This window comes from Bacillus sp. UNC41MFS5 (assembly GCF_000686805.1).
Map to the genome: position 1 here is coordinate 229,074 of NZ_JMLP01000010.1, position 12,581 is coordinate 241,654.

The 12,581-nt window shown below is 37.9% G+C and carries 11 protein-coding genes, 1 other RNA gene and 1 pseudogene; 5 read left to right on the forward strand and 8 right to left on the reverse strand.

Translation table 11 applies throughout. The annotated features are described in order from the left end of the window. Window positions 1-81 precede the first annotated feature (81 nt). Window positions 82-2,445: a nitric-oxide reductase large subunit gene (locus tag BR30_RS0103970; RefSeq protein ID WP_026563873.1), complete on the reverse strand. Its 2,364-nt coding sequence runs from the start codon at window positions 2,443-2,445 to the stop codon at window positions 82-84. A 224-nt stretch (window positions 2,446-2,669) separates the two neighbouring features. On the opposite strand from BR30_RS0103970, the pseudogene BR30_RS32595 reads away from it, so the two are divergent. The 5 genes and pseudogenes from BR30_RS32595 to BR30_RS0103995 all read left to right on the forward strand — a co-directional run bounded on the left by BR30_RS32595 (window position 2,670) and on the right by BR30_RS0103995 (window position 5,441). Then, window positions 2,670-3,369, forward strand: a pseudogene (locus BR30_RS32595) (Crp/Fnr family transcriptional regulator). A 40-nt stretch (window positions 3,370-3,409) separates the two neighbouring features. Further along, window positions 3,410-3,643, forward strand: a complete 234-nt coding sequence (locus tag BR30_RS0103980) for a DUF2249 domain-containing protein (RefSeq protein WP_026563874.1) — start codon at window positions 3,410-3,412, stop codon at window positions 3,641-3,643. An 18-nt stretch (window positions 3,644-3,661) separates the two neighbouring features. After that, on the forward strand, window positions 3,662-3,868 hold the full coding sequence (locus BR30_RS0103985; protein ID WP_026563875.1) for a DUF2249 domain-containing protein: 207 nt from the start codon (window positions 3,662-3,664) through the stop codon (window positions 3,866-3,868). Window positions 3,869-3,883: 15 nt separating this feature from the next. Further along, window positions 3,884-5,128: a hypothetical protein gene (locus BR30_RS0103990; protein ID WP_026563876.1), complete on the forward strand. Its 1,245-nt coding sequence runs from the start codon at window positions 3,884-3,886 to the stop codon at window positions 5,126-5,128. Between the two features lie 13 nt (window positions 5,129-5,141). Beyond that, window positions 5,142-5,441, forward strand: coding sequence for a metal-sulfur cluster assembly factor (locus tag BR30_RS0103995; protein WP_026563877.1), 300 nt, complete (start codon window positions 5,142-5,144; stop codon window positions 5,439-5,441). Between the two features lie 41 nt (window positions 5,442-5,482). On the opposite strand, the gene BR30_RS0104000 is transcribed toward BR30_RS0103995, so the two are convergent. The 7 genes from BR30_RS0104000 to BR30_RS0104030 form a co-directional block, all read right to left on the reverse strand. Beyond that, the gene (locus BR30_RS0104000) at window positions 5,483-7,408 is read right to left on the reverse strand and encodes an ATP-dependent DNA helicase (protein ID WP_026563878.1); all 1,926 of its coding nucleotides are present in this window, start codon (window positions 7,406-7,408) and stop codon (window positions 5,483-5,485) included. Between the two features lie 57 nt (window positions 7,409-7,465). Further along, window positions 7,466-8,623 (reverse strand): THUMP domain-containing class I SAM-dependent RNA methyltransferase, encoded by a 1,158-nt coding sequence (locus BR30_RS0104005; protein ID WP_026563879.1) that lies wholly within the window; start codon window positions 8,621-8,623, stop codon window positions 7,466-7,468. A gap of 181 nt (window positions 8,624-8,804) precedes the next feature. Further along, an RNA gene (gene rnpB, locus BR30_RS35650) (RNase P RNA component class B) lies at window positions 8,805-9,209 on the reverse strand. A gap of 79 nt (window positions 9,210-9,288) precedes the next feature. Then, on the reverse strand, window positions 9,289-9,591 hold the full coding sequence (gene gpsB, locus BR30_RS0104015; protein ID WP_026563881.1) for a cell division regulator GpsB: 303 nt from the start codon (window positions 9,589-9,591) through the stop codon (window positions 9,289-9,291). Window positions 9,592-9,723: 132 nt separating this feature from the next. Then, entirely contained in the window at window positions 9,724-10,281 is a 558-nt protein-coding gene (locus BR30_RS0104020; RefSeq protein ID WP_026563882.1) for an SLOG family protein, read from the reverse strand. A 130-nt stretch (window positions 10,282-10,411) separates the two neighbouring features. Then, complete coding sequence (locus BR30_RS32600) at window positions 10,412-10,894, reverse strand: CotD family spore coat protein (protein ID WP_051633450.1); 483 nt, start codon at window positions 10,892-10,894, stop codon at window positions 10,412-10,414. A 426-nt stretch (window positions 10,895-11,320) separates the two neighbouring features. Continuing rightward, complete coding sequence (locus tag BR30_RS0104030; RefSeq protein ID WP_026563883.1) at window positions 11,321-12,577, reverse strand: ribonuclease H-like domain-containing protein; 1,257 nt, start codon at window positions 12,575-12,577, stop codon at window positions 11,321-11,323. Window positions 12,578-12,581 lie beyond the last annotated feature (4 nt).

Sequence of the window (12,581 nt, forward strand, 5' to 3'; positions counted from 1 at the left end):
CGCTCTTCGTGTTTCCTTTATCTCGGTTGGAGCGCTCCAGTCCATACGCCGCTAAACGGGCGCTTGCGCCTTTTGTTCCTATTAATCTTCATCCATTGATAAATCTTTAACTGGAAGCTTTTCTCCTTCTTTATGGGTTGGCTTCCGTAAATTAAAGATTGCTTTAATACAGAATACTAACAATATCACTACACCAATTAAGAAAATGGTGTCAGGCACCGCGCGCCAAGTTAATAGTGTTTCAACAATATCCTTTTGTAAGAAAGATGCTGAACGAGAAGCAGCATATCCATGATTAAAGGCTTCTTTAATTTGGATGAATCCAACTGGAAGTAAGGATAGGAACACCATTCCTGCGAGTCCAACGTTTAACAGGATACAGCTAATTTTAATCCATTTATCATTCCATGCTTCTGGTTTCACAATGTTTCTTAATGAGTAAAGGAGTACTGCACATGCGAACATACCGTATACACCCATCATCGAACCATGGCCGTGTGCTGGGGTTAAGAATTGCCCATGTTCGAAATAGCTGACGGCAGGTAGGTTAATTAAGAAGCCAAGCACACCTGCACCAACTAAGTTCCAAATGGCAACTGAGATTAAGAACCAGAATGTTCCTTTATAAGGGAAATTTACTCCACCCTCACGCATCATTTTGTATTGCTCATATGCTTCAAGGATTAACAATGTTAACGGAATAACTTCTAATGCAGAGAAGACAGCACCAAGAGCCAGCCAAATTTCTGCAGAACCATTGTAGTAATAATGGTGTCCGATTCCGATTACCCCACTACCCAAGAGCAGGATCAATTGGAAATAAAGTTGTCTTACGGTAGATTTTTTCGTTACTAAGCCAAGTTGAACTAATAAGAAACCAATAACAACAACTGCAAACACTTCAAAAATACCTTCTACCCATAAGTGGATAATCCACCAGCGCCAGTAATCCGCAAATGTAAAGCTGGTACCCGGGTTGATAAATAAGGCAAAAATATAGAAAGCTGGTACAGCAATAGCTGAGTAGAATAATAGGTGAATCAGTCCACCTTTATCTGTTTCTCGCTTAAGACCTGCCCTGACTCCACGATAAACGATAAACAGCCAGATAAGCATCCCCACAATGAGAATGAGCTGCCAAACACGTCCTAGTTCAATATATTCCCAACCTGTATGTCCAAACAAGAACCACTTGTTTCCTAAATAACCATTTGCACCAAGCCATTCTCCAACCATACTTCCCGCTACAAGTACAACCAGTGCCCAGAATAAAATATCTACTAATAGACCTTGTTTCTTAGGTTCATATCCACCAACAAGCGGTGCAACGTAAATTCCCATTCCGAGCCATGCCGTAGCAATCCAGAAGATAGCCAGCTGCAGGTGGTAACCTTTTGAAATATTAAATGGAAGAATATCATGAATCCACTTTATTCCGAAGAAACTATCTGGTTCGATATAATAGTGGGCAAGTAAAGCCCCAAACATACACTGTACAAAGAATAAAGCAGCAACAATCACGAAGTATTTCCCTGTTTTCACTTGTGAACTTGTCACTGGCATTTTCCGTAGATCAATCTGCGGGAAATTGCCTTCTTTATACGCTTCCTGCATACCAAAATTATAACGGTAGAACACGAATAGGATAATTCCTACCATTAATACAAATAATGTAATGCTGGCCCCGCTCCACCAAACTGCTGAAAAGGATAAATGGTTGCCCGCGTCTTCATAATATGGCCAATTATTCGTATAAGTAATTTTATCACCTTCACGGACTGTACTTGAAAGCCATGCAGTCCAAAAGAAGAAATCTGATATTTGAGTGATTTGGTCGCCTTTTGCAACATAAGCACGATCCGTTTTAGGCATGTCGCCTTCTTTAATTAAGTTTGGCTTTAATCCCCAGCCGTCACCTTTAGTGAATACCTCTTTATAGTACTCTCTAACTCTTTCAAGTCCAAACGCCTGTGCATTTGTTAACTTCATGGTATCGCTGCTTGAGTCATACCGGTTTTTCCGCATTTCTTTGATTACTTTATTTTTAATTGCTGATTTTTCATCATCATTTAAAGAAGCAAAGTCTTTACTATATTGTTCATTTGCCTTAAAGTCTTGCATTCCCTCTGTATATAGCTTTAAAGCTTCAGCTGTATAGTCAGGACCCATATATGAACCGTGACCTAAAACAGTACCATAATCCATTAATCCATACTTCTGAAAAACGGCCTGTCCACCCATTATGGAATCTTTTGTAAATAAAACTTCACCTTTTTCATTGGTTACTTCGACAGGTCTTGGTGCCTGCTCTTTAAAAATCCAATATCCCCCTACTAGTAAAACAGTGAAGCTGAGTAAAATCGTGATCACTAATACTGATTTAAGTAATGCATTTTTATTCGTCTTCACCACTTTTTTTGGTGGTGTTCCTCGCTGTATTTCCATAACCCCTCATCCTTTCGTGTTTCATTACCTTTCGTATTGTAACTTTCACAAGTCTGACACAAAGTGAAGCATTTCATCCTTTTCCTGTGATATTTGCCACACTCCTGGTAGACTGAGAATAATTTTCATAAAAACTAGGTACCTATGACGGAGGTCACATTATTACTTGTAAAACATTGCTACAATCTAACTAAATCATAATTACTAATACGAAGGTGATGTTAATGAAGCAAGAGGACATAATTAAAAGATTATCCGTTGTCCCTGTCTTTAAAGAATTGTCGGCAGAAGAACTGGAGCCAATCGTGAAGATTGCACAAACTCGTTTTTATAAACATAAGATGTATGTTTTTATGCAGGATGATCCACTTGATCGCGTTTTTTTTATTCATAGTGGAAAGATTAAGATTTGCAAAACAGACCTATCAGGTAAAGAACAACTAATTTCCGTCCTTGAGCCTGGTGAAATGTTTCCACATGCAGGATTTTTCAGAAAGGGCAATTTTCCAGCCCATGCTGAAGTAATGGAGGATGCTAATCTCATTATCATTCCGATTAATAAGTTTGAAGAAATTCTCATTACCTATCCAGAACTTTGCATTAAACTCTTTAAAGTATTGGGAGAAAAAATAGTAGATTTGCAAGGAAGATTAGAAGCACAAGTACTCCATAATACTTTTGAACAAATTATTTTACTGCTGGTTAGGCTTTGTAAATCGAATGGAGAAATGGTTGATGGTTGATGGTCGTTATAGACTCACCACACAGTTCACCAATCGTGAATTAGCTAATATGATTGGTACCTCAAGAGAAACGGTAAGCAGGACGATTAATCAAGTGAAAAAGAAAAACTTTATTACACTCGACGAAGAGGGGTATTACCTAATCGATCGGGAATCACTTCAACAGGAATTGTTCTATTAATAAATAGATTTCGATTATATAAAAAGGAGTCGTAAATACTATGGAACAGCGAATTATTGAACTAGATGTACGAGAAGATTTAAAGAATAAAATAGAGCCCTTTCAAAAAATTATGGAGGCTATTAAGGAGTTAAAGGGAAATGATCTCTTTATCCTTCATGCCCCTTTTAAACCCGTACCACTATTCGCAGTATTAAAAGCAAAAGGCTTCACTCACGAGGAAGAAGAAATTGATCATAAGCATTGGAAAGTAACATTCACAAAAAAAGCTTAAGGAAGAAGGGGAAATTGTATGATTTTAGATAATCGCGGTTTAGAACCGCCACAACCAATGATGAGAACCTTAGCTTCCTTGGAAACCCTCGGAGAAAATGAAACATTAACAATAATTAATGATAGAAGGCCCATGTTTCTCTATGAGCAACTTGAGGAATTGGGTTATCAACAACGAACAGAACAACAAAGTGACGGAAGTTTTAAAATTGAAATCTTCCGGTAAGCGGGGTGAATGATCATGCTTCCTCAAAATATGGGAAGTGAAACAAATATTAAACTTCCATTTTCATTTATTTTGTTTAGTTTAATTGCATTAGTACTTTCGCAAATTCTACTATTAATCAATGGTCAATTAATGGCTTCAGGGACTTTTAGAATTCCTGTCATCTGGTCTTCAGCCCATTTATTAGTATTAGGCTGGTCATTGATGGCGGCCATGGGATCGATGTATCAATTGGTACCAGTTGCCTTCCTAACTAAAATATGGAATGAAAAATTCGGATTTATTCAATTCTTCGTAACAGCCGTTGGAATTGTTTCATTTTCAGGGATGTTATATTGGTCGCCGCAAAATGCGATGCTGCCCGGAATCCTCATGCTGCTTGGAATCTTAATGTTCTTATTTCAAATGTTTATGACCCTTAGAACACAAGAAAAACCAACTATTCTTACTGCTTTTGTAGGTTCGGCGCTAGTTTGTTTATTCATAACGATTTCATTAGGAATTACCCTAATTTATTGCTTAAAAACAGGTTTTGCAGGGGCATATTATCAATCCATCTTTAAAGCTCATTTACTACTGGGCACTACAGGCTGGTTTACACTGTTAATTTTCGGATTCTCTTACAAGATGGTGCCGATGTTTTCCTTATCCCATGGTTTTCCAATGGTCCAAGCAAAATATGTATTTGCTTTTTATATTTCTGGTCTTGTACTATCGCTGATTTCATTCTTAACCAATAACAGTCTTCTATTGAAAATAGGATTCTTATTACTCTTAGTCGGTTTTACTATTTTTAGCTGGCATATTAGCCTTATTATCAACAAACGATTAAAAAAAACGTTAGATAAACCATTTACGTTCGCACTAGTTGCGATTGGATTAGGGAATTTGATTCATTTGGCAGCATTTATCATGCTATGGAATCACCAATTCACTACCCTTATAGGAGCGCTTGTTTACGCCTATTTATTACTCTGGATCGTCTTAAGTATCGTTAGTTATTTATATAAAATCGTTCCATTTCTTTGGTGGACATATAAATATAGTAAAGAAATCGGAAAAAGCAAGGTCCCTTCATTAAAAGAAATGATGAATGAAAAAATCGTTACCCCCCTATTTTCAATATTTATTGTAGCGATTCTGGCAGTATTTTGTGCCTTAACTTTTCATATAACTGTATTGTTTAATTTCGGTCAGTCCATCCTGTCGATTGTATTTATTATTATTTCATTCAGTATCCTGCAAGTTTTAAAAAAATAGCGAGGTGTTTATGATGAATATTAAAGAAAAAATTATAAGTGCGTTAGAAAGTGTTTACGACCCTGAATTAAACATAAATGTAGTCGACCTTGGCTTAATTTATAATATTGAGATTACAGAATCCAATGATGTTACTATTACGATGACGTTAACGACACCAGGCTGCCCACTCCATGACAGCATAACAAGCGGGGTGCGATACAGTGTTGAGGGAATTGAAGAAACAAAAAAAGTAGATGTTTATCTGGTTTGGGAACCAGCATGGTCTCCGGATAAAATGACCCCTGAAGGACTCAAGGTATTAGGTAGATAATATATAAAAAACGGAAGCACCCTTTACGGTGCTTCCGTTTTTTATAATACTTTAGCTTCAGTAGGCAAAACTTCTTTAACCTTCTCTAATACATTTGGGTCGATATTTTCATTTACACAAATATGAACTGCCCCTTGATCCTTTTCACTCCGAATCAAGCGTCCCACACCTTGACGTAAGCGAAGGAGCATATACGGTAGTTCAACCTCAGCAAACGGGTTATCCACACCTGCTTTTTTTGCCGTAAAGACCGGATCATTCGGTGGAAATGGAAGCGAAAAGATCATCACATTTTCAAGCGATCTTCCTGGAATATCTAAACCTTCCCACAGATGGATTGAACAAAGAATCGCATGTTCTTCATTTTGAAATTTAGAAACAAGTGTGCTTATTTCTTCATCGCCTTCAAAATAAATAGGGTATGGAACTTCTCCAGAAAGATTTTTCTTAAGATACGCTAACTCCTCTTTATTATTGAGAAGAATTAATGCACGTCCCTCTGATTTACGAATTTCCTTTAGAATATAGGCCATTTTCCCGTCTAGGTCTTCCTGTTTAAATGTTGGCAGGTAAAGGTCCATCTTATCATCATAATCAAAAGGAGATGTCACTGAAAACGAGAGGTACTCATCAACACCAAGACTCGCTGAAATATAATCGAAGGATTTTTGATTTGCGAGCGTTGCAGACGAGAAAATAAACGGTTTTTTCTGTGTGAACACTTCTTCCCGCATTACTTCTTCAACCATTTTCGGCATAATAACTAGTGTCCGTTCTCCCCCTTTTTCTTCGAACCAAGTAATTCCATTTAACTCCTGAAGAAAAAGCGATAAAGAATAAGTGATTTGTTCCAAGTATTCCTCAACAATTTTCAAATCGTATTCATTAATAACATATAGCTCACTTTCAAATACCAATTCCTCTTCTAAGAATTGAAGAGTGGACAGAAGCTTCCTGCATGTCTTCAATACTAATGGATGCTTAGTAATCATTTGTTTTTCAGACCCCTGTGAAAGTGAGGAGAATTGTGAAATACCATCGAAAAATGCTTCATTATCTAATAAAGCCTCTTCTATCTTATATAACGTCTTTTCTCGGACTTCATTTTCCATTAGTCTTGTGAGCAGGGTTTCTAAGGTATAATCAGTAAAACGGTAGCTTAACGCTTTCTGTGCCGCATATTCAAGAAGGTGCCCTTCATCAAAAACAACAGAAGAATGTTCGGGTAATAACGGCAGCTGTCCTTCACGTTTTCTCGATTCTTTTGTCCAAATATGCTCCATATAAAAATCATGGGAACAGATAATTAAATCCTCAGAGTGACGGTAATACTCTCGATGCAATGTCAGCCCACAACGGTGACGCTTCTCACATGAAAAACAATCCTGGACAGCATCCCAGCTAACTTCACTCCACTTTTCATCAGATAAAGTTGGATAGTCTCTTCTGTCGCCATATTTTTCAAAGGTTTGCATGGAGCCAACAGAATGTACGAAATCAGGCAGGTTCTCATATATACTTGCAATCTCATCGGAAAAATCATTGTTCTTCGTTTGATCTAGCTTTTTTAAACAAAGATACTGATCTCGAGATTTAGCCAAGCGGACATCGATATCTAGTCCAAGAACCTTCTCTAACTTTGCGATATCTCCCTCTTTTTTCACCAACTGCTCAATTAAAGTCTCATCTGCACATGCTATGATTGCCGGGCGATTCGTATAGCGTGCATACATGATGGCATAAAGCAAGTAAACAATTGTTTTCCCCGTTCCAACTCCTGCTTCGGCAAACATTACTTTTTTATCTTTGAAGGCATTTTCAAGTTGAAAAGCCATATATATCTGTTCATCTCTTAATTCGAATCCTGCTTCGGGCAATATATCATAGAATAAGTCACCGATCCACTCACCCAATTTTTCATAAAAGGACTCCGTTTTTGCAATCTCAAATGGCATGCGTTTTTGCATGGTATCCTCCCCTAAGAAACTTTCATTTGTTCCAACAAAAATAATGATTCATTCGAATTACTTGTCTTGACTTAAATCATCTTGACGAGGAGGTCTCTTTCCCCAATATTGATAAAGATCCGTACGAATAAAGCCGTTAAAGAGTTTTCGCTTTTTTGTCGCAGGTTTACCATAAAATTGTTCGAACTGCTCGTTTGAAGTTAAGATATATTTAGACCATGTATCAAGTGCGTTGAATGCCTCTCCCATTTCTTTATACATCTGTTCAACTGCTTTTTTCTCCCCAAGTCTTTCACCATAAGGGGGATTCCCAACAATGACACCGTATTGCTTATTTGTAGAAATGTCTCTAACCTGCATTTGTTTAAATTGAATCAAATCCCCAAATCCAGCCTCGAAAGCATTGTCTTGGGCAATTTTCACCATTCTATGGTCGATATCTGTTCCTAAAATATCTAAGGGCTGATCATAATTCGCTAAGTCCTCTGCTTCATTTCTAGCGTCATCCCAAACTTGCGCTGGAATCCAATTCCAACGCTCCGATACAAATTCCCTGTTAAAGCCTGGAGCAATATTTTGCCCGATCATTGCCGCTTCAATCGGAATTGTTCCAGAGCCACAGAAAGGGTCCATAAAGGGACGGTCTGCTTTCCAATTAGTGAGTAGAACCAAGGCAGCTGCAAGGGTTTCCTTTAGTGGTGCCTCACCTTGATCCACTCGATAGCCGCGTTTATGCAGCCCTTGACCACTCGTGTCAATGGTAATGGTAGCAACGTCTTTTAGTAATGCTACTTCGATGCGAAAATAAGCACCGTTTTCTTCAAACCATGTACTACGCTTATAGTGCTGTTTCATCCGTTCCACAACAGCTTTTTTAACAATTGCCTGGCAATCAGAAACACTGAATAGCTTTGACTTAACAGATTTACCAACCACAGGAAATTCTGCATCCTCAGGTAAGAATTTCTCCCATGGAAGTGCCTTAGTTTTTTCAAATAGTTCATCAAAGGTGTACGCCTTAAATTCTCCGACCTTTATCTTTATTCTATCTGCTGTTCGCAGCCATAAGTTACTGCGAGCGATTGCAGATTCATCTCCTATGTAGGTGACCTTACTATTTTCAACTTCACAGTCATATCCCAATGCCCGGACTTCTTTGGCAACTAAAGCCTCCAGCCCCATGGCCGCAGTAGCAATTATTTGATATTTTCCCATTTTTTCACCCTTAATTCATTTCATTAGTATGTATGGTTGTGTTTAATATGATTATCTTTCTTTCGCTTTCATTATGGACAAAAACTAGTTATTGAATGCAATTTATGTTTATCTATCATAATAAAAAGCTCTCCTTATTAGGAGAGCCGTTTATATCCAGCATACATTCCCATTAATAACGTTCTGTAAGCCATGTTCTGTACCAGTGTACTACAAACGACACGGGTGTGTCTCGTACTTAGGTGGTAATCATCTATCTACAGGTTCAAATTTGAGCCTGTCCTTCTCCTTGTTCAATTCCTCAGAGAAAGTGCCCCTACCATTATTTGGGTTTCTCGCTCGTGGGGTTTACCCGTTCCACCCTTTCCATTTCTGGAAAGGCTACGTCACTGTGGCACTTTTATAGGTATTCATACCATATCCAAGGAGGACTTAGGTATTTTCCCGGCCGTCAGTTGGATGCTAGCCCCAACTGCCCTAGCTTATGAATTCACTAGGCACGAACACTACGAGCATCTCAGCTCGTGCGAGCATGGACTTTCCTCTGCAAGAATGCAAATGCATCTTACAGCGATTACCCGAACGTTATTAATGAATACAATTTATTATATGTATTTCACGCTGGTAATTCAATGGTTATTAACAGGAAATCTTCCTATTTTTTGTTAATCGTAAAGCTTGTTACCAAAAACATGTTTTTCAAGATTGGATAAACGCTTCAAGATATCAAAATTTGTTGTTCCTGCAGGTTGAGCCGCTGGCTGCCTTTTTGAAGTTTCCTCAAGCTGTTTCCGGAGTCGTAGATTTTCCTGTTGAAGATCTTCAATCTCCTGATGAAAAGTTCCATAATCTTTAATGATAAGATCTAAAAACTTATCAACATCTTCTTGTTTATAGCCGCGTACTCCAGATTTAAACTCTTTTTCTAAGATATCCTTAGCTGTTAATTTCACTTTATCTGACAGCATTCTATTCACCTCGGTATTCGCCAATCACTACCTATTATTTTTTCAAAAATATGTAGTTTTGTCAATTTTCATTTATATTGTAAGTTAAAACAATTCAATATATGGAATAACAACTGTAAAAATGACTAAAACTTAAAAATCTGACATCTTCATCTGTTCTTCTTCCACAATCATCTGTAAATCATAAAATGTTATAAGTTCAATCGAATATGGATATTTTTTTCGGTATTCCAAAGCCATTTCATAAAGATATTTTGGACTACCTTCCTTTTCCTGATCGTAAAGAAGGAGGAGACCTTCACTTTTTTCAATAAAAAATTGATTTTTCAACCGAAATTGCCATGGTTTTTCATATCCCTTTTTGGTAACAGAATCAATGAAATCTGCTTGTGCAAGGATCGATTCATACCATTCCTGGTTATTTTCCTTCCATGATGCTTGCTGGTCTAGAAATGGAGTAATTACCGCTAGTTTTAAATCAGGAAATTCCATTTGTAATTCAAAAACAACCTCAGCAGCCCACAGCTCCACACCTAACTGACCACTAATCAGCACCCACTCTAATCCTTCTTCCACCATTGGGATTAATGATTTCTTTATGGCAGCCTTAATAAATAGAACTGATGGGTGGTCGTTCTTAAAAATCCCTAATTCAAACGGTTTATAACCTGATATGGCTAGAACTTTCATCTAAAAATGTTCTCCTCAATCAAGAAATTTTGTTAAAAATGGACAAACATTTGGACAAGAATAGCATATCATGTAGTAATAATAAATAAAAAACAAGGGCTAAAAAGCCCCTGTAATCGCCGTTTCCCTATTAGCGTCTAGGTCCCATGAATGGTCCTGGTGCAAATCCCGGGCCTCCTGGACCACCCATTCCTGGACCAAATCCTGGACCACCCATTCCTGGACCAAATCCTGGGCCTCCCATTCCTGGACCAAATCCTGGACCTCCTGGGCCTCCGATTCCTGGGCCAAATCCTGGACCTCCTGGACCGACACCTGGGCCAAATCCTGGACCTCCTGGCAAAACATTTGGTAAAGCATTTGCAGCAGGCAAAGTCGCTGGCAGAGGAGCAATTGGTGCACATGGGTTACAGCAGTTAATTTGCTGGTTGCATACCTCTTCAGCACATGATGCAGTTTGCGGGCAAAAATGTTTGTGTTGAAACAGATGATGATTCACCGTAGTTGTGTGGACAGGGTGAATATGGGGAACCACTGTTGTTGAAAACGTATGGTTCACAAATTGTTGAGTCGGATGAATAACAGGCGGCGTAAAATTAGTTCCAAGATACATATGATAATCTCCCTTCAGAATTTTGTTTACATTACAGCCTATGTTGAAGGGATTACTCTTGTACTAATGAAAATACCTATTTTTCTTTGAGAACAGTCCATTTCCATGATTTCTATTTAGATATGTAAAAATGCCTAGCTTTTAACTAAATTTACTAGGCATATGTTTTTTATAGAAAAGAATAAAAGCTATCTTTTAAACTTGTAAAAATAACTGCAGTCAAACATACGACGACGAAAAATAAAAATAATATTGCTTTATACATAGTACCAGCTCCAAATGTTTTGTATTTCATTTTTTTCAATCCAATTTCAAATTTTACAACTTTTAGCTTTGTTTAACAATATGGAAATGCTGGTTTTACAAACAAATTACAAAGATTTTTGACAAAAAAGTGAACTTTATAAAAATCAATCGTTTTTACAGTTATTTTGCCCTTTTCCGCTCTAACCGCTTAAGCCTAAACTGAAGTTGTTCTAGGCTGAATTGACCTGAAATTACGGGAGTTTGTTCCCATTGAGACACGAGCAAAATCGCTTTCTGACAGTAATCTATTGCAAGTTCATAATCTTTTATTCTATGTTCATGAATTTTTGCAAGTTCTAAGCAGGCTTCCAACATCAGCCGTTTATCACCAGAATCCGCGACATCTGAATAGAGCTCCCTCGCTTTTACCCAATCTTGTTCTTTTTTGCGTTGAAAAGCCAAAGAAAATTTTGCTTGAAAGGATGTCATATCACTGCCATTTACAAGTTTGCTTAATACTTTCTCGGCTTGATTTTTTTCTCCTAAAGATGCGAACCAGCGCCCGACCTCAAAAGACTCCGACCTTGTTTGATCTGTATCAATTCCGCAAAGCTGAAACGTGATATGTGTGTATAAGGTAACAAGCGATAAAATATCAATTTCATTATGCTTTAGAATACCCATCATCCCATCTGGTTGTTTACTATCAATGAAATCAAAATAAATCATTGGGGCTAAAAAGCCAGGAATATCATCGACTCTTTCCACACCAAGTACCTCTTTCTCAACGACAGCTAACTTCAAACGCTCTAATTTATGCTTCCAAAGTCTCCTCGCCGCATGGAACAAATCAAAATGACCAAACTGTGGCAGCTTTGGCACATGTTCTCTAACAAGGGTATGCCTGGTCTTTACCTGCGGCCAATCAAATGACTTACCATTGTAAGTCACGAGCGTTTTATAATTGACTTTCTCTAGAAAGCTTTGATATAAAGGGATTTCGGATCCCGGATTAGGTAAAATATGTTGTCTTAAGATGAGGGAATCGCCCGAAACGCTTGCATAGCCGAGAAGGAAAATGGTGTTACCTACTCCACCACCAAGCCCCGTTGTTTCGGTATCAAAAAAGAATAATTCCTCCGCTTGATGTCCTTCGGCTGATAATGGATGATTGACGGGTTGTTTGTTCCAAATGTCGACAGCAGTGAGGAAATCACGAAAGCAATAATGCCCATGCTGATGTGAGAGTGGATATTTCACTTCTCTGATTAAACAATAATCCTCGTCTAAAAAATATGGGAACACATTTGCTTGTTCCCATTTTTCCTTGAAGGGAACCTCAATGTTAGTTTTTTGAGGAAAAGTATTCATTTTATCTGATGATCCCTCAACAGAAAGATGTGGTTTTAGACGATTTAATTTATTTTTTAACGACATCGCT

Excerpts from the sequence above, each read along its gene's own strand:
- BR30_RS32600 (WP_051633450.1), bottom strand. The coding sequence starts at position 10,894 with ATGTATCTTGGAACTAATTTTACGCCGCCTGTTATTCATCCGACTCAA.
- BR30_RS0103990 (WP_026563876.1), top strand. The coding sequence starts at position 3,884 with ATGCTTCCTCAAAATATGGGAAGTGAAACAAATATTAAACTTCCATTT.
- BR30_RS0104020 (WP_026563882.1), bottom strand. The coding sequence starts at position 10,281 with ATGAAAGTTCTAGCCATATCAGGTTATAAACCGTTTGAATTAGGGATT.
- BR30_RS0103980 (WP_026563874.1), top strand. The coding sequence starts at position 3,410 with ATGGAACAGCGAATTATTGAACTAGATGTACGAGAAGATTTAAAGAAT.
- BR30_RS0104000 (WP_026563878.1), bottom strand. The coding sequence starts at position 7,408 with ATGCAAAAACGCATGCCATTTGAGATTGCAAAAACGGAGTCCTTTTAT.
- BR30_RS0103995 (WP_026563877.1), top strand. The coding sequence starts at position 5,142 with ATGAATATTAAAGAAAAAATTATAAGTGCGTTAGAAAGTGTTTACGAC.
- BR30_RS0103970 (WP_026563873.1), bottom strand. The coding sequence starts at position 2,445 with ATGGAAATACAGCGAGGAACACCACCAAAAAAAGTGGTGAAGACGAAT.
- BR30_RS0103985 (WP_026563875.1), top strand. The coding sequence starts at position 3,662 with ATGATTTTAGATAATCGCGGTTTAGAACCGCCACAACCAATGATGAGA.
- BR30_RS0104005 (WP_026563879.1), bottom strand. The coding sequence starts at position 8,623 with ATGGGAAAATATCAAATAATTGCTACTGCGGCCATGGGGCTGGAGGCT.
- gpsB (WP_026563881.1), bottom strand. The coding sequence starts at position 9,591 with ATGCTGTCAGATAAAGTGAAATTAACAGCTAAGGATATCTTAGAAAAA.
- BR30_RS0104030 (WP_026563883.1), bottom strand. The coding sequence starts at position 12,577 with ATGTCGTTAAAAAATAAATTAAATCGTCTAAAACCACATCTTTCTGTT.